Origin of the sequence: Mucilaginibacter celer, from assembly GCF_003576455.2 — a bacterium.
GTDB classification, from domain to species: Bacteria; Bacteroidota; Bacteroidia; order Sphingobacteriales; family Sphingobacteriaceae; genus Mucilaginibacter; species Mucilaginibacter celer.
This window is the reverse complement of the sequence record NZ_CP032869.1, coordinates 5,978,487-5,995,821: the sequence shown is the minus strand read 5'-3', so window position 1 is coordinate 5,995,821 and position 17,335 is coordinate 5,978,487. Positions and strand designations below refer to the sequence as shown.

Here is a 17,335-nt window from a genome sequence, read left to right as displayed (position 1 = left end):
CGTTCCTCGCAATGACGACTTTTTTATCTTTCAACAATGAACTTAATCACACCCTGATATAAATATTCTTTCTATCCAGCAAATAAGCCACCAACCAGCAAATCGTCATAAAGCTTATAGCAAACAGCAGCGAACCTATTGGCCCGGGCGCTATTACCTGGTAAAAAACATTGTTGATCCAGTCAACCGCATTGGTACCGCCAATGATGATCATACTAACCGGAAGCAGCAAGATCTCTGAAAGCACATAAACCGGCAGCGGGTTTTTACCCATAATGGTAAAAAAGCGGGCCCAGTTGCCTTTGTTCCAGTTATTGATCTCGAGCACATAGATCAGGGCCGAAAGGATCACCAGGTCGAGGCCGGTGGTTACCAATACAAACGAGCTTGTCCACAGTTTTTTGTTGATGGGGAATACCATGTTCCAACACAGGGCCAGGAAAATGAACAGGCATCCTGTTAGCAACAGTTTGGTTGTGGTGTCATAACCTTTGCCTTTTTGCTGTACAAATTTACCTGCATAATAACCAACCACCACGTTAACGATGGCAGGCAGGGTGCTCAGCACACCTTCGGGATCAAAAGGAATACCTTCGCCGTGATACAGGTGTTTATCCCCAAATAAAAATTTATCCAGGAAGATGCCTGCATTACCTGTCATGCTCAGCGGATCGGCAGGGTTGCCGTAAATGAGCAGCAGGATCCAGTAAAGCACCAAAAACAAAGCCGATAAAATAATAACCGATCGCTTTGCCAAAAAATGGATCATGAGCGAGGCGAAGCAATAGCACAGCGCAATACGTTGTAAAACGCCCATAATACGGGTGTTGGCAATAGGTTTCCAATGGAAGCCGCCATTCATCGAAAAGAAAGGGAACCAGTACATGAGGTAACCTATTAAAAAGATAAGCAGCGTACGCCTGAAAATTTTGCTCAGCACTGCTGCATTTCCCAGTTCCTGGTAGCGTTTCATCGAAAAACTCATGGCGTTGCCTACGGCAAACAAAAAGGAAGGGAACACAAGATCGGTAGGGGTAAAGCCATGCCAGGCGGCATGCTCGAGCGGCGCGAATGGTGCGGCCCCGCTGCCGGGCGTATTTACAATGATCATGAAACATAAAGTCATGCCACGAAATACATCCAGCGATAAAAACCGCGGTGATGATTTGTCCATAAAGGGTTTAAAATGAGTTTATAATCAGCTTAAAAAAAGCAGGAATGTTAAGGCAAGATAGTAAACTTACCGGGAAAAAATATTCCCGGTAAGTTATAAATAGCTTTCGGCTTTAAGCCTTTTGCTTTCGGCTCAATTAATGGTACCCCGGGTTCTGTTTCAATACCGGTGTACCGCCTTTTACGCTAAGGTCAATTTCCTTTTGAGGTATAGGGTAATATTCGTTTTTGCCTTTCAAAAATTTACCGCCCTTAACATCATTGGTTTGGGTGCTTTGGAAAGTGATATAGGCGTTAAGTTCGGTATCGGCAATGCCCCAGCGCACCAGATCGAAAAAGCGGTGGCCTTCCATCGCCAGCTCTATTTTGCGCTCGAAATAAATAGCTTTCAAGGCGAAATCTTTACTGGCAAAAGCGCCGGGTAAATAAGGGCTAACTTTGTAGTTAGCAGCAGGCTCGTCGGTAAAGCCACCTGTCGGGTCGTCATTGTCAACATACTTATGTACAAAGCCTTCGGGGTTGGCGGCACGGTTACGTACCTGGTTCACGTAACTTTCGGCTTTGTCAAGGCTCCCCACCTGTGCTTCAACTTCAGCTGCCATCAGCAGCACATCGGCATAACGGATAATATTATAATTGATGCCCGAACCTGGTGCCCAGGAAGTGTTATCTCCATTGGTTTCCTGCTCGGCCTGGCCGTAAACGTTTTTAAGCGGCGAGTATGGGCCGGCATAAGCCTGATCGCGGATCCAGTCGGAGCCTGGGTGTAAACCCCAATCGAGGTAAGGGATACCACGACGCCCGGCTGTCCAGTCTAAACGAGGGTCGATAGTACCGTCATCAGGCGTAAAGCTTTTTGAAGATGCTACGTTCATGTCGGTTTTAATGGCATGGCTGTTGTAGTCATCCAAATAAGGCAAGCCGGTTGTTGGGTTGGTGCGGAAGTGGTTGGCCAGATCAATAGATGGCTGGTAAAAACCGCAGCAGCTAAAAGGACTGCTGTTACCGTAAGGAAAATTCAGCATATCGCCGTTGTTTGCCTGCGACGGGCCGTTAGGATCAGCATTGGCAGCAGCCTGCACCGCAAACACCGACTCGGCACTGTTGTTAGTGGCTGTACGGAAATTATCGTTAAATTTGGCATTCAAAGCATATTTTTTGCCGTTGGCTGTTACACCCTGTGCTATCACCGCATCAAAAATTGGTTTGGCCTCGGTGTATTTATGCTCAAACAGGTAGGTTTTGGCAAGGTATGCACCTGCAGCCCATTTATTAGCCCGGCCTGCATCGGGTTGTGTGCCTGGTAAATTAGTATAGGCGTATTTAAAATCGTCCTCTATCTTAGCCCAGATATCAACACCCGAATTTGGTTGATTGATATCTTTAGTGGTTTCATCAAGATAAGGCACGTTGTTGAACATTTTTTTCAGATCGAAATAGTAGTGCGCCCTCAAAAACCTTGCTTGTGCCAAAAGACTGGTTTTGGCTGCGTCGGTTATTTTAGGGATAGCCATGATGGACCTGATGGTGTTATTGCAACGCGAAACGCCCTCATAATCGGCCCTCCATTTCGAATCGAAAAAGCCATTGCTGCCATCGGCATTGTATTTCATAATCGGTTCGATAGGGGTTTGATCACCGGCTACGCTTCCTTTTGAGGCATCACCGCCGGCAACACCACCATAAATCCAGTTATCGGGAGCTGCTTCCCATGCGCCGCCGCCGCCAACGGAGGCATCGCCGCCTTGTTGCCCGTCAAGCACGGCGTAAGCACCTATCAGCAATTGGTTAGCGCCCTCCTCGGTTTGTAAAAACTGTGGCTCGAGCGCGCCGGTAAGTGGTTTATCTAAATATGATTTTTTACACGCGCCAAGTGCTAACGTACCCAGCAATATGGTTGTGATATGTTTTAATGCTTTCATCGTAATCCTTCTTGAGTAATCTGTTATAATGAAAAGTTAACACCAAATAAAAATGTACGCGGACTGCCATAGCTGCCCTCATCAATACCAAAAGTGGTAGTACTGCCGCCAAGTTCTGGATCAACACCTTTGTAACCGGTAATGGTGAACAGGTTGGTTGCCGAAGCGTAGATCCGCAGTTTTTGTACGCCGATTTTTTTAAGGCTGTTGAGGTTGAACGAATAGCCTATCTGCGCATTGCGCATGCGTACATAAGTGCCGTTTTCAACAAAGTACGAGTTTGGCGTAGATCCGCTGCTGGTTGATGCATCAAGCTCCTGGATAGGCGCTTTGGCATTGTGGTTGGTTGGTGTCCACGAATCATACAATGCGGTATGGCTTTTGGCGGTTTCAAACGATGAGTAAAAATCTGTCCAGTATTTTACACTGTTCCAGATCTTGTTACCAAACGAGCCGTAGAAGAATACGCTGGCATCAAAATTTTTATAGGTTACGCCAAGGTTAAGGCCAGCTGTAACTTTAGGGTTTGGATTGCCTATAAAGGTGCGGTCGGCATCGGTGATTATGCCATCGCCGTTCACATCTTTATATTTAAAGCGGCCGGGTTTCACATCACTTTGGTAAACCTCATCTGGGTTATTGGTAATTTTTTGTGCCGATGCGTTGGCCGCATCAATTTCGGCCTGGCTGTTCCAGAAGCCTTCTATCTGGTAACCATAAAACTCACCTAAGGAGTGACCAACCTGGTTGCGGCTTATAAAATTGTCAAACCGGCCCAGGTGGCTGCCATAAAAATAATCGGCACCTGTTGATACAGTTTTGATCTTGTTGTTGTAAGTGGTAAACGTACCTGTAGCATTAAAGCCAAGATCGCTGCTGGCTTTGAAATTACCGGTTACGGAAACATCCAAACCATCGGTTTTCATTTTACCAACGTTTATGAAAGGCGGTGCGCCGTTACCTGCCGTACCCAATTGCGGCGCGTTAAACAACAGGTCGCGGATGTCTTTACGGTAGTAATCGGCAGTGATCGAGATTTTGCCATCAAACAGGGTTGCATCAAAACCAAAGTTGGTATTGATATCTTTTTCCCACTTGGCATCCGGGTTGGAGATCTGTGCCTGGTAAAAGCCCGGTACAATATCGGGGCCGCCGTTAATAGGATAAAACGACTGGCCTATGTTAGTATTAAATGTAGTAAAGGCGTTTTCAGGGTTGATATTGATCTGGTTACCCATAATGCCCCATCCACCCCTGATCTTCAAATCAGTAAGCCATTTGGTGCCTTTCAGGAAGTTTTCCTGCGAGATGCGCCATGCGCCGCTGAAAGAAGGGAAATACCCGTATTTGTTTTTCTCAGAAAAAGGAGAAGCCCCATCCCTGCGGATAGTTGAGTTAAACAAATACTTATCATCATAAGCGTAATCAAAACGGGCAAATAATGAAAACAGCGTTTGCGAATTGCGGCTGCTATAATTACTGCCCGGCGTACCTGTTGACAGGTTTACATAATTAGGATCAAAAGAAAAATAGTTTTTACTGTTGGCCCCCATGCTCGAGTTGTAATTTTCTACCGATTCGGTACCTGCCAGCAACTTTATATCATGCTTACCAAAATTATGCTGATAGGTTAATGTGTTGGTCCAGTTATAGGTGTAGTTGCTGTATGAATCTTCCGAATAGCTGTTTGTTAACGAGTTTTCAACGTTTTCGTAAGTTGGGTAGCTAAAGTAGTGGTCGTGCCCGTTGGTAATATCGCCACCAAAGCTGGTGCGCAGGGTAAGGCCTTTTAAAATGTCGGCTTCGGCAAATACGTTACCAATTATACGGTAGTCAACAGCGCCATTTACTGCCGATCTGTTTTGGATAGCTACCGGGTTATTGGCATCGCCCAGGCCTGAACCATAGCTGCCTGCGTAATTGCCTTTAATATCGTAAACCGGGATAATAGGCTGTTCACGAATAGCCATGGTAATTACACCATCCGGATCATTAGCGCCAACTTTAGGGTTTTTGGTAATGGAGTACGCAATGTTTTCACCTATCCTGATATGTTTTGACAGGTTGAACGACGTATTTGAACGCAGGCTGTAGCGTTTTTGATAGGTATCTATCAAAGTACCCTGCTGGTTGTAATAATTTAATGAGAACAAATAACTGGCCTGCTCAGTGCTACCGCTAACCGATAAGTTATGGCTTGTCATCGGCGCGGTTTTAAAAATTGCGTGGTACCAGTCGGTACCGGCTTTGTTAGCCTTTGTTATGCGGTAAAAGCTGTTATAATCATCAGGCGATGTAAAATATGGGTTTACATAATACAACTTCGGATCAACAGCCGGGTCGCCGTTTTTTGCGCCTGCCGGGGTAATATAATCGGGCAGAGTATAGGTTGAGCCATTGCCGTCCGGGTTGTATTGGTCGTCCTGAAAATCGGTAATGCCGGAGTTTTTTTGCGCGGTCATTTTCAGGGTTGCCATATCCTTCGGACTTAAAATGTCCCAAACATTGCCGCCTTTAGGTTTCTGCGAACCGTAATAAGCATCGTACTGGATATTTACCTTGCCTTTACCTTTTTTGGTGGTGATGATAATAACACCATTTGCCGCTCTCGAACCATAAATGGAGGCCGAACTGGCATCTTTTAACACCTGGAACGATTCGATATCATTTGGGTTAAGTGTGCTTACATCAGTTGTTTCTACCCCATCAACTATATACAAAGGTGTGTTGATGCCGAAAGTGTTAAAACCGCGGATGTGAATCTGTGGTTCCTCGCCTGGCTGGCCCGAACCGGTAACGGTAACGCCCGAGGCCTGGCCTTGTAGCTGGTTAATAACCGATGACGTTGCCTGCTTGTTTAGATCTTTTACGTTCACCACTGCAACCGCACCTGTCAAATCCTTCTTTTTCTGCGTGGTATAACCAACTACCACAACCTCGTTCAGGGCTTTTGATTCTTCGAGCAGGGTTACATTTACAGTAGTTTGCCCGTTAACCGGAACCGACTGCGTTGTAAAGCCCAAAAAGGCAAACTCCAGTGTTCCGGTACCATCGGGCAGGGTGAGGCTGTATTTACCATTCATATCGGTAACGGTGCCCAGGTTACTGCCTTTCAATTTTACGCTAACGCCCGGCAAGGGTTGGCCATTAACATCTTTTACCACACCGGTAACCGTTACGGTAACAATTGGCCTGTCATTTACCGGTTTTACCACAATAATATCATCCACCACCTGGAAGGTAAGCGCCTGCTTTTGCAGCACCTGTTTCATTACCGTTTCGATAGTGGCGTCCTGCGCGGCAACGCTTATTTTTTTGTCAACATCTACCTGGTCAAGCCGGTAAAAAACAGTGTATTTACTGCTTTTTTCAATTTGCTTAAACATTTGCTTAACAGAGATATTGCTTACATTAAAATTGTAAACGTTTTGCGAGTAAGCGGCAGCGTGTATTTGCATAATGCCCGTTAAGAGCAGAACGGTTACCAGCTTCATAATTTTGATAGTTTTTTGCCACAGGCCATCAGCCAGAGCGGTCTTTCTGTAAAAATTAATCATAAATTTGTTTGTTAATCAGTTAATACGATGCTTCCCCAAGCGTAGGGTATTAGCTTTGATTGCTTATAGGCCCGGGTTGTGTTGGTAGCACATCCGGGCTTTTTATGTTATGATGAGCGTTAGTTTTTTATCATATTTTTCTGTTGGTTTTTTGATGTTTAGTTATTGTTGGTTTTAGTGATGTTAATTACGTTTCCTGTGCGGGTATAATCAATAGGAGTATTCTCCATAATGAGGGCCAGCACTTTTTCAATGTCGGGCACATTTTTAAAACTGCCCGAGTAGCGGATGCCCGCAAGCTCATCATTATTAATATTGATGCTTACGTTGTAGCGGCGCTCAAGCACGCCGGCCATTTCTTTAAGTGTGGCATCATCAAATACCAGCAGGTTATCTTTCCAGCCGTCGTAACGGTTTAATTTAGCTTCGTCAACCTCGGTAACCTGTATCTCGTTCAGGTTTTTGGTATCCGGAACAGTGTAACTGTAGTTTTCTTTTTTAGGGCGATAATAAATGCGCAGTACCTGGTGAGGTTTTACGTAAATGCGGTTCATTTCGTGATTACTGCTTTCAGCATTACCCTCTACAGATACCTCGCCTTTTACAACCGTAGTTTCCAAAAAGGGGTCGGAGGCGTAGGCTTTAAGATTAAATTTTGTTCCGATATCCCTTACAGTATAATTTTTTGTATTAACAATAAAGGGGATCTCTTTTTTTCCCGGTGCTATTTCAAAAAAAGCTTCGCCTTCCAGGTAAACGGTACGGGTAGTTTTGCCAAAATCGGCCGTGTAGTTAAGCTTGCTGCCTGCGTTGAGCCAAACCATTGTGCCATCAGCTAAAACAATCTTTTTGATAGAACCATGGTTAACCGCTATTTGCTTTACGCTTTGTATATTTTTTGAATAACGTTTATAAAAGGTAACCGAAACCGTGGCAAGCAACACAACGCAGGCCGCTATTTTGCCCCATGTAATAAGCCGGGCATAACGATGCGGCGTTTGCGGCTCAAGCGTGTCAGTAAATTTATCGTAGGCATTATCCTTATTTACAACCATGGGCTGCAGGTAAAGTATATTATGCCAGGTTTCATATAGCTGTGCAAAATACTGTTCGTTTTCGGGGTGCGCACCAATCCACTGCTTCACCTGCTCAAGTTCCTGTTCGGTAGCCTCGCCGGTGATGTATTTAACCAATAGCAGTTTTACTTCTTCGTTATCCATTTGTAATATTATCGTTAAGACAATCGAAAAAACGGATACCCTCAAAAGGCGGTAAAAATTATTTTTGACCGTTGATAGGGATGATTACTTTGATTGCGCAGATTTTCCTGATCCGTTTGATTTTGATCTGGATTATAACCAACTTAAAAATTTTGATGCAGGCAGTTTTTTACAACGATTATCCCCCGTTTTTACCAATTTCACGCAGATTTCATCAAATTTGCGCCCCAAAACCCATGTTAAGACAATGTTAATTTTGACACAAAAAAGGCAATTCATAAACCCTTTGACAATAAGCTGACCATCGAACTCATCCGGTCAAAAAATAAATTATTATCAATCAATCGATTAAATACTCATGACTTTCGGATGAAAAATCGGATTTATTTTCTGTTGTTACTTTGCCATGTGTTTCAATCACAATATCAAAAACACAACAATTAGTTATGAAAAATTTATTCAAAATTTCAGCATTAGTCCTTGCATTTGCAGGCTTATCATTCGGTGCAAAAGCACAAACATCTACACCTACTACCCCTTCTACATCAACAACTACTACTAAAAGCGGCATCCGCTATAGCATCGGTGTTGACGCCGGTATTCCTTTGGGCGATTTTAAAGACAACTACAAATGGAATTTAGGCGGTTCGGTACAGGCTGATATCCCGGTTTATTCAGATAAATTATTTGTTACCGTTAACGCAGGTTACAACAACATTTTCGGCAAAAACGATGTAGTTGTTGGTAACACCACCGTTAGCCCTACCGATTTTCATCTGATCCCGGTTAAAGCAGGTTTAAAATTCTTCCCTATCAGCAATTTTTATGTACAGGGTGAAGCAGGTGCAGCGTTTTTGCTAAACAAATCTGACGTTGGTGCCAACAAATCAACCGCTTTTGTTTACGCACCGCAAATTGGTGTTCAGTTCCCGGTAAGTGCAGGCAGCTTTATTGATGCAGGTGTGCGTTACGAAGCAACTACCAAATACGCAACCGGCGTTGATGCAAGCAAAGTGAACTTTATTGGTTTACGTGTAGCGTACGGCTTTTAATATATGGCCCTACATATACCTTATTAAAAAAGGGGAGCTTCCAACAAGCTCCCCTTTTTTATTGCTATTTTTTAGTTGAGCCGAACCCTATAATTAAATAAATCGTATAAATTAGCACATTGTTTGTATTTTAACACCAAACAATACATTTACCGCTAACACTAATTGCCGAATATGAAGAGGATTCTCATCATTGATGATGAAGTTAATGTAGCGTTATTGCTATCGAAGTTTTTAACGCGTAACGGGTTTGACGTAAGTACCGCATCCAGCGGTACAGGGGGGATGGAAGCGCTTAAAAACGGCGAATTTCAACTCGTGCTGTGCGATTTCAGGTTGGAAGATACCGATGGACGCGAGATGCTGCGCAACATTAAACAGCAATATCCTAAAACCGGCGTTATTATTATTACCGGCTACTCGGACATTAAAATGGCCGTTGAGCTGATTAAAATGGGGGCGTATGACTACATCACCAAGCCCCTGTATCCCGATGAAATATTAAATACTATTAATAAAGCTTTTGAAACCCACCACGCCCTGGTTGAGGTTGACGAAGAGCCGCAGGCCGCCATTGTGCCCGAAAAAGCCAAAGCAAGCAAAGACACCAAAAAAACCGTTTTTGCCAGCGAGTTTGTAACCGGCACCAGCAAGGCATCGCGTGAGTTGGCCCGCCAGATTGAACTGGTAGCTCCAACCAATTACAGCGTTATTATTTTGGGCGAGAGTGGTACAGGTAAAGAGTCGGTTGCGAAGAGCATCCACCTTAACAGCCCGCGGCATAACCAGCCATTTATTGCGATGGATTGCGGATCATTAACCAAAGAGCTTGCCGCGAGCGAATTTTTTGGCCACGAGAAAGGGTCGTTTACCGGTGCCCTGTATACCAAAATCGGGCACTTTGAAATGGCTAACGGTGGTACTTTGTTTTTGGATGAGGTGGGTAATTTATCCTACGAGATCCAGGCCGCCCTTCTGCGTACGGTACAGGAGCGCAAGGTAAAAAGGATAGGCAGCACCAAGGAGATTGACCTGGATGTGCGCATTATTATAGCCACTAATGAGAATTTGCAGGACGGTATCCAGAAAGGCCGTTTCCGCGAGGACCTGTACCATCGTTTTAACGAATTCAGTATTTACATGCCGCCGCTGCGCGACAGGGGGCACGATATTATTTTACTGGCCGAGCACTTTTTAAAAATTGCCAACCAGGAATTGGGCCGCAACGTAGAGTCGCTGTCGCAGGAGGTGATTGATTGTTTTATGAACTACCGCTGGCAGGGCAATATCCGCGAGTTGAAAAACGTAATGCGCCGCGCTACGTTGTTAACCGAAGGTAACGAGATTACATTGAAAGCGCTGCCGTTGGAGATGTCGACCTATAAATTATCGTACGAACCATCATCACACAGCAACGGGCATCACAGCAGTACACATACCGAAGTGCCCGAAGTAAAAGAAAACCGCCACGATTTGAAAAATGCCGCGTTGGAGGCCGAATATGAAACCATTATCCGTGTGCTGCGGGAAGTTAACTTTAACAAAACCAAGGCAGCCGAAATCCTCAACATCGACCGTAAAACATTGTACAATAAAATGAAGGCCATTAACCTGAAATAACGATGGGGGCCGACGAAAAAAACGATGCCGAGGCCCTACATAAGCTTCGGCATGATATTAAAAATCAGTTATCAAACATTATCCTTGCGCTTGAACAATTGCGGTACGAGATTCCGAATCCATCAACCGATGTTTTGTTTTATATCGATACGATAACCATCAGCTCAAACAGGATTAACAGTTTGCTTAAAGATACAGAATAGTGGCTTTTTTTAAGTCTTAAGTCGGAAGTTATAAGTTCAAAGCCAACCATATTCGAGACTTCAGACTCAAGACTTTAAGCTTCATACTTAAAATAAAAACGCCAAAACTTTTTGGCGTTTTTTTGCTTTTTAGCAATGTAATAATACATCAACCTAAATGTCGGTTTTTAATTATAAACAGCGCAACAACATTATCCTGGCCAGTATCATTATACTCGGCTGTTTTTTACTTTACGCACTAAGTGGCTTGTTCAGTTCTATACTTGGCGCCATTGTGCTTTTTACCATGTTCAGGCCGCTTTATATCAACCTTGCCGAAAAACGTGGCTGGAACAGTTCGCTGGTGGCTTTGCTTATTATCTTTATTTCGCTTATTGTTATCGTTATCCCGTTTGTTACGCTTAGTGTGATGGTAGTTGGTAAAATAACCTCTATCAACATTAAGGATTTGCCAATTGAACAGTGGACAACCAAGATAGACACCTTCGCGGCAGCAAACCTTAACCAGCCTCACCTTGCCGAAGAAACCCTGCAAAAACTGGGTGGCTTTGCTACGGGCCTGTTCCCATCCATAATAGGCAGTGCGGCAAACTCCATCATAACGCTGCTGGTGTTGTATTTTATTTTATATTTTATGTTTACCCAAATACGTGAGTTTGAGGCTGGTTTGCTGAAATACGCCCCTTTCCGCGAACAACATGCGCTAAGATTTGCCAACGCCCTACGCGATTCTACGTATTCGAACGTTTTAGGACAAGGCATCATCGCGTTAACACAAGGTATTTTGCTGGCCAACGGATTTTGGATATTTGGTATCCCCGACCCTATTTTTTGGGGCGTTATAGCTATCTTTATTTCGTTTTTACCTGTGGTTGGTGCGCCAACGCTGTGCATACCGGCCAGCATCGTTCTTTTTGCCCAGGGACACAACTGGCAGGGCGTATTGTTACTGGCTTATGGCTTATTGTTTATCGGCAACATCGATAACTTTTTGCGCATGATCATCAACCGCCGGGTAGCTAATACACATCCCATCATATCGGTAATTGGTGTGTTTATCGGCTTGCCGCTGTTTGGTATTCTGGGCCTGGTATTTGGGCCTGTGCTGTTATCGTATTTTTTATTGCTGATGGAAATTTACGAAACCAACCGCCTTGCTGCCGACAGGCTGGAGCGGATAAGCAATGTATAAAGTATAGCTACAACGCTGCACAGTTTTGTGAACAGCGGGTAAAAATTGGGCACCGCCAAAAAATTAATTTATACTTAAATAAAAATAAATGGGCCAAATGCACATATTTGGCAGGATATTTACAAGTAACTAATCAAGTGTTCAACTTATAATTATATTACAATGAACGATAACTCAAAAATAGTTGTTGCATTACTTGCCGGTTTGGCGGCAGGGGCAGCTTTAGGCATTTTGTTTGCACCTGATAAAGGCAATGAAACCCGCGATAAGCTTAGCGAATCATTAAAAAATCTTGGCGAATCTATCAAAGATACTGCCGCTGCCGAAATTGATAACCTGGTTGGTTTGAAAGACAAGGTTGTTGAAAACATCAAAACCAAAATTAAAGGCGCCGAAGAAGAATACCAGGACGACCTGGAGCACGCTTAAACATCATTATACCCTGTCCCGGGTTTAGCCCTTCAGCTAAACCCGGGATTCTATAACCTTACCTATGGAAGAGAAAAAAGAAACTCCGCCACCAGTACCTCCTATTATTGAGCAATTAAAAGAATACGCCGAACTGCGGTTTAAGCTTTTAAAGTATGAAGCAATTGAAGGCGGCACATCCATTTTGGCAAGCATTATTGCTGATGTGGTAGTTGTAATCAGCATGGTGCTGGCCTTTCTTTTTGCCAGTGTTACACTTGGTTTTTACCTGGCCACTGTATTCCATTCGTATTGGGCAGGGTTTGGATGTGTTGCCGTACTTTACTTTTTGATAGCCATGTTTATCAAGATATTTAAACGGAACCTCGAGCGGCCGTTGATCAACATCTTTATCCAAAAAATATTTAAACGATAAACCATGGATCTTCACATCACCAATATAAGCGATTTACAGGCCGAAATATTCAGACTTAAGGCCCTCGAAAAGGAACAAGCCATTGCATTAAAAGCAAGGGTAAACAGCCCCTCTGCCATTTTTTCAACGGCATTAACCTTATTTCCACGCTCCAATGATACTGATGCCATAAAAGGCACCAGTATTTTCCACCCGGATATGCTTAACCTGGTATCAAGATTTATCATTCCGCTGGCATTAAATAAAACGCTGTTTAAACACTCCAACTTTTTGGTAAAAACCCTGGTTGGTTTGGTATCGCAAAAAGCATCCAACTATGTAAGCGAAGAAACCGTAAGCGGCGTTTGGGATAAAGCCAAAGCTCTGTTTGCTAAATTCACTAAAAAGAAAGAGGATAAGGAATATAAGCCGGCACCTTATGTTAAACCGGTGGGTGGGGCGGTAGTGTAAGTTTTTTTACTATCTACATCAAAAAATTGATCGATTGCTTTGCTGTTTGCAAGGCAATTTGTGTTAATACTCAATATATTCTCTCCCAGTCGTCATTGCGAGGTACGAAGCAATCGCGAACTGTACAGGGGGATTTGTATAGCTGCTCTACTTCCGTGCGATTGCTTCGTACCTCGCAATGACGTGATGACTATTCTTTCCGCTTTAATCACCCACTATCACTCAAACTATCCCTGTTAAAATAAATTCAATACTTTTGCGCTTTATTTTAAAAAATTAAAGTGGGAAAAGATAAGTTAAGGCGTTTTGCCGAAGTTGAAACTTTTAGCAATGTACTGCAATTAGATGCAGGTAAACCGTTTAACGGCCAATGGAGCCGGGAGTTTTTTAAAAATGATAACCCGGTTGTACTTGAACTGGCCTGCGGCAAAGGTGAGTACACCGTTAACCTTGCCCGCCTTTTCCCAAATAAAAATTTTATCGGTATCGATTATAAAGGCAACCGCATTTGGCGCGGAGCCAAAACTGCCATTGAAGACGGCGTGCCTAATGTGGCTTTCCTCCGCATCCAGATAGAAAACCTGCTGGATTATTTTGCTCCCGGCGAGATTGACGAGATCTGGATCACTTTCCCGGATCCGCAGCCACAGTTAAGCCGCGAAAAAAAGCGTTTAACTTCGCCACGCTTCCTCGAAAAATATGTGAGCATCCTTAAACCGGGAGGCTTTGTTAACCTGAAAACAGATAACGACGGCTTACACGCTTACACCGCCGAAAAGATTGAAGAGATGAAACTAAACCTTCACATTAAAACCGAAGATCTGTACAATTCAGAATATGCAGATGAGGTGCTCTCGATCAAAACCTATTACGAAAAAAAATATTTAAATGATAACAAGAACATTAACTACCTTAAGTTTTCATTTCCGGGAAATGCTTAATGGAGGAGATTAATTTTTTTGAAAAGGTATACCAGGTAGCCCGGCTCATCCCGGTGGGGCGGGTAACATCATATGGTGCTATTGCCGCTTACCTTGGTACCAAAGGTTCATCGCGCATGGTGGGTTGGGCTATGCAAGCTGCCGGAGGTGCAAAACCACCTGTGCCGGCACATAGGGTAGTAAACCGCGTTGGTTTGCTAACCGCCAAGGGGCATTTTGGTGGTAACTGCATGGCCGAGATGCTGGAAAGCGAAGGGGTAAGGGTGGAAGATGATCAGGTACAGGATTTTAAAACTGTGTTTTGGGATCCGATGGTGGAGCTGGCGCTGTGATTAAAAATAAAAATTGTCATTTCGAAACGAGGAACGAGTGAGAAATCTTGTATACCGTGCAGAGCCAAAATGCTTATCGGATTTGCGGGGCGTACAAGATTTCTCTTTCGCCCGGGCGCTCTTCCCTCCCCGCCGCTCTATCGAAATGACATTCGGTTTAGGGAGTAAACTGCAACAACTCCATCCTGTTACCAAACGGATCAATAAACGAAAACCTTGTACGGCCCGGAATAACCGGCTCTTCCCAAAATTCAACTCCGTAACATTCCAAATGCCTGCGGGCTTCGGCAATATCTTCAACTTCAAAAGCTGTATGGCGCGATGAGCGCGGTAAAGCCTCTTCGGTACTTAAATGCAGCTGAATATCGGCTATCTGAAACCAGTAGCCTTTGGAGTTGAAAGCCGGGCGTTCAATACGCTCCAAGCCCACAACATCGGTATAAAAAATTCTTGCCTCCTCCAGCCGCTCCAACGGAACGCAAACCTGGATATGGTCGGCGCGTTTAAAGTTGATCATAAAGCCCCTATTCTATTAAGGCGTCATTGCGAGGAACGAAGCAATCACGAACTATACATAGCGGATTGGCTTCCGTGCGATTGCTTCGTTCCTCGCAATGACGATTTTGTTAACTCTCGTGCTCCGCAAAAGTAAGCACGTAACCATTATTATCTTTTATCGAAAACTCGGTAGCGCCGTAAAAAGTTGTCTCGAGGCCTTTCAGCACTGTTACTTTATCTTTGATCTCATCAAAAAAACCGCGGATATTTTTAAGGTTGATGTAGAGCAGCAGCGAGCCCCCGTCGGTGCGGTGTATTTCGGGCAGGTCTTCGGCCAGGCTTTCGTACGTTTGGAACATCATGGTTACAGCGCCTTTGGTCATCATGGTCCAAACCAGGTCGGCACCGGTTTCGGGTACGCTCATAACCACTTTAAAACCTAAAAGTTCATAAAACTTAATGGTTTCGTTCATGTTGCTTACAAAAATATTGGGCGAAAGGCTTTCCATAACCGGGGCGTAAAATTTGATTTACGGCGATAAAAATAATCATCAATATTTTAAAATGCTAATTAATTTAGCTTTATTAGCTTCATAATTTATTCAACAATAAACACTGCATCCCATGGGAAAACTGATAGAAGAATTTGATGCCTATCGTACCAAAATGAACGACAGGATCACGGAAACCGCCAACACCAATATTAAACGCTTTTTCGCCCTCGATACCACCAGCTACGCCGAAGGTGCGTTGGATGTTAAAACTAAAGAAATGCTTGGCCTGGTTGCCAGTATGGTTTTGCGTTGCGATGATTGTATTAAATATCACCTGGGCAAATGTTTTGAGGCAGGTGTTAAGCATGATGAGATGAACGAGGTGTTTATGATTGCCAATTTGGTTGGCGGCTCGATAGTGATTCCGCATTACCGCAGAGCAGTGGAGTACTGGGACGAATTGAATGAAGTGAAATAAGTACATGACGGCAGCGTTATAAGGAGTAAATGCGCTATTACAGAGTTTACGCCTTATAATATTGCTGATTAATACGTCACTTAACCTGTCACATCATGTATAAATCTAAATCCCGCAGAAAACATTTCGGTATCGATATGTTTCCGATGTTTAACTTATTGTTTATCGCTCTGGCATTCCTCATCCTCTGCGGTCGGCCGGCTATCCGTTATCCTTTGGCTATCAATTTGCCAACCGGATCGTATTTTAATACTGCTGACCCCGATGGCTATGCGACTACCATACTCATCGGCCAGAACAAATTGATGTTAAAGCTTGATGTCGCGGATATTCGCGAAGTGGCATTAAAACAAATAGGAAAGGGGCATGGTACCGAATTTACACAGGCTGAGGCAACCAAATTTTGTGAAACAGATGTGATCGGGACACCCTTGACAACAATAAAAAAATACATTTCAGGCTACTATAACGCTACGGATTATTACAATCAGCCAGGATTAACAACCGATGAATTAGCTGAATGGATAAAAATATCCCGCAAGGTTACGTTTGAAAAGTATGGCAGATGGTCGCACATTTTTATTATGGCTGATGCTGATACGCCATATCCCAACATCAAAAATGTGATAGCGATGTTGGGGCAACAAAAAATCAATAAATTTTCAATCATCTATTCCTACAAAAAACAAATATAATGAGCAATCAAACTGATAACGTACAACGCTGCCGCTGGCCGGGAATCGACGAATTATACATCAAATACCACGATGAAGAGTGGGGTAAGGAAATTCACGATGACCATACTTTTTTCGAGTTTTTAATTCTCGAATCGGCACAGGCTGGATTAAGCTGGATCACCATATTGCGCCGCCGCGAAGCATACCGTAACGCCTTCGCTAATTTTGATGTGCAAAAAGTAGCGGCCTTTACGGACGAGGATGCCGATCGTTTGATGCAGGATGAAGGTATTATTCGTAACAGGCTCAAAATAAAAACTTCAATCACCAATGCCCAACTGTTCATTAACATTCAAAAAGAGTTTGGTTCGTTTGATAAATACCTGTACAGCTTTATGCCGGGAGGTAAAGCCATCATGAACCACTCAAACGCTACTCCGGCAACCAGTCCCGAATCTGATGCTATTGCTAAGGACATGAAAAAGCGCGGATTTAAATTTTTTGGTACTACTATTTGTTATGCCTTTATGCAGGCTACGGGCATGGTGAATGATCATATACCTACTTGTAGTTTTAAGTGATTTTTTGCGATTGCACTGATTGATTTGATTTCACCGATTCTTTCCGATGCTTTACGGCTTCTCACTTTCGGGCAGGAGGCGATGATTATTCGTCAACAATA

General features: G+C 43.7%; 18 protein-coding genes. 12 read left to right on the top strand and 6 right to left on the bottom strand.

The features are described from left to right. Positions 1 to 46 precede the first annotated feature (46 nt). The 4 genes from HYN43_RS24915 to HYN43_RS24900 all read right to left on the bottom strand — a co-directional run bounded on the left by HYN43_RS24915 (position 47) and on the right by HYN43_RS24900 (position 7,872). Complete coding sequence (locus HYN43_RS24915; RefSeq protein ID WP_119406606.1) at positions 47 to 1,174, bottom strand: acyltransferase family protein; 1,128 nt, start codon at positions 1,172 to 1,174, stop codon at positions 47 to 49. A gap of 136 nt (positions 1,175 to 1,310) precedes the next feature. Further along, positions 1,311 to 3,095: a RagB/SusD family nutrient uptake outer membrane protein gene (locus HYN43_RS24910; protein ID WP_119406605.1), complete on the bottom strand. Its 1,785-nt coding sequence runs from the start codon at positions 3,093 to 3,095 to the stop codon at positions 1,311 to 1,313. A gap of 23 nt (positions 3,096 to 3,118) precedes the next feature. Then, on the bottom strand, positions 3,119 to 6,652 hold the full coding sequence (locus tag HYN43_RS24905; protein WP_205589824.1) for a TonB-dependent receptor: 3,534 nt from the start codon (positions 6,650 to 6,652) through the stop codon (positions 3,119 to 3,121). A gap of 158 nt (positions 6,653 to 6,810) precedes the next feature. After that, positions 6,811 to 7,872 (bottom strand): FecR family protein, encoded by a 1,062-nt coding sequence (locus tag HYN43_RS24900; protein ID WP_119406604.1) that lies wholly within the window; start codon positions 7,870 to 7,872, stop codon positions 6,811 to 6,813. Positions 7,873 to 8,318: 446 nt separating this feature from the next. Between HYN43_RS24900 and HYN43_RS24890 the strand changes: the two genes are divergently transcribed. The 9 genes from HYN43_RS24890 to HYN43_RS24850 all read left to right on the top strand — a co-directional run bounded on the left by HYN43_RS24890 (position 8,319) and on the right by HYN43_RS24850 (position 14,506). Beyond that, the gene (locus tag HYN43_RS24890; protein WP_119406602.1) at positions 8,319 to 8,924 is read left to right on the top strand and encodes an outer membrane beta-barrel protein; all 606 of its coding nucleotides are present in this window, start codon (positions 8,319 to 8,321) and stop codon (positions 8,922 to 8,924) included. Between the two features lie 174 nt (positions 8,925 to 9,098). After that, complete coding sequence (locus HYN43_RS24885; protein WP_119406601.1) at positions 9,099 to 10,544, top strand: sigma-54-dependent transcriptional regulator; 1,446 nt, start codon at positions 9,099 to 9,101, stop codon at positions 10,542 to 10,544. A gap of 2 nt (positions 10,545 to 10,546) precedes the next feature. Next, a complete protein-coding gene (locus HYN43_RS24880) occupies positions 10,547 to 10,747 on the top strand; it encodes a histidine kinase dimerization/phospho-acceptor domain-containing protein (protein ID WP_119406600.1) in 201 nt (66 codons plus the stop codon). Between the two features lie 157 nt (positions 10,748 to 10,904). Then, positions 10,905 to 11,939, top strand: a complete 1,035-nt coding sequence (locus tag HYN43_RS24875; protein WP_119406599.1) for an AI-2E family transporter — start codon at positions 10,905 to 10,907, stop codon at positions 11,937 to 11,939. Between the two features lie 162 nt (positions 11,940 to 12,101). Next, the gene (locus HYN43_RS24870) at positions 12,102 to 12,368 is read left to right on the top strand and encodes a YtxH domain-containing protein (RefSeq protein WP_119406598.1); all 267 of its coding nucleotides are present in this window, start codon (positions 12,102 to 12,104) and stop codon (positions 12,366 to 12,368) included. Between the two features lie 64 nt (positions 12,369 to 12,432). Then, positions 12,433 to 12,783: a phage holin family protein gene (locus HYN43_RS24865; RefSeq protein WP_119406597.1), complete on the top strand. Its 351-nt coding sequence runs from the start codon at positions 12,433 to 12,435 to the stop codon at positions 12,781 to 12,783. 3 nt (positions 12,784 to 12,786) lie between these two features. Then, entirely contained in the window at positions 12,787 to 13,233 is a 447-nt protein-coding gene (locus tag HYN43_RS24860) for a hypothetical protein (protein WP_119406596.1), read from the top strand. A 281-nt stretch (positions 13,234 to 13,514) separates the two neighbouring features. Next, on the top strand, positions 13,515 to 14,174 hold the full coding sequence (trmB, locus tag HYN43_RS24855) for a tRNA (guanosine(46)-N7)-methyltransferase TrmB (protein ID WP_119406595.1): 660 nt from the start codon (positions 13,515 to 13,517) through the stop codon (positions 14,172 to 14,174). Beyond that, positions 14,174 to 14,506 (top strand): MGMT family protein, encoded by a 333-nt coding sequence (locus HYN43_RS24850; RefSeq protein ID WP_119406594.1) that lies wholly within the window; start codon positions 14,174 to 14,176, stop codon positions 14,504 to 14,506. Before trmB ends, HYN43_RS24850 begins: the two co-directional genes overlap by 1 nt. Before the next feature lie 157 nt (positions 14,507 to 14,663). Here HYN43_RS24850 and HYN43_RS24845 read toward each other — a convergent pair whose 3' ends face one another. Continuing rightward, complete coding sequence (locus HYN43_RS24845; protein WP_119406593.1) at positions 14,664 to 15,023, bottom strand: VOC family protein; 360 nt, start codon at positions 15,021 to 15,023, stop codon at positions 14,664 to 14,666. A 109-nt stretch (positions 15,024 to 15,132) separates the two neighbouring features. Then, complete coding sequence (locus tag HYN43_RS24840) at positions 15,133 to 15,513, bottom strand: VOC family protein (protein WP_119406592.1); 381 nt, start codon at positions 15,511 to 15,513, stop codon at positions 15,133 to 15,135. 115 nt (positions 15,514 to 15,628) lie between these two features. Between HYN43_RS24840 and HYN43_RS24835 the strand changes: the two genes are divergently transcribed. The 3 genes from HYN43_RS24835 to HYN43_RS24825 all read left to right on the top strand — a co-directional run bounded on the left by HYN43_RS24835 (position 15,629) and on the right by HYN43_RS24825 (position 17,234). After that, a complete protein-coding gene (locus HYN43_RS24835) occupies positions 15,629 to 15,976 on the top strand; it encodes a carboxymuconolactone decarboxylase family protein (RefSeq protein ID WP_119406591.1) in 348 nt (115 codons plus the stop codon). Positions 15,977 to 16,071: 95 nt separating this feature from the next. Next, positions 16,072 to 16,671: a biopolymer transporter ExbD gene (locus tag HYN43_RS24830; protein ID WP_119406590.1), complete on the top strand. Its 600-nt coding sequence runs from the start codon at positions 16,072 to 16,074 to the stop codon at positions 16,669 to 16,671. Further along, positions 16,671 to 17,234, top strand: coding sequence for a DNA-3-methyladenine glycosylase I (locus HYN43_RS24825; protein WP_119406589.1), 564 nt, complete (start codon positions 16,671 to 16,673; stop codon positions 17,232 to 17,234). The genes HYN43_RS24830 and HYN43_RS24825 overlap by 1 nt, the downstream gene beginning before the upstream one ends. The last annotated feature ends 101 nt before the right edge of the window (positions 17,235 to 17,335 follow it).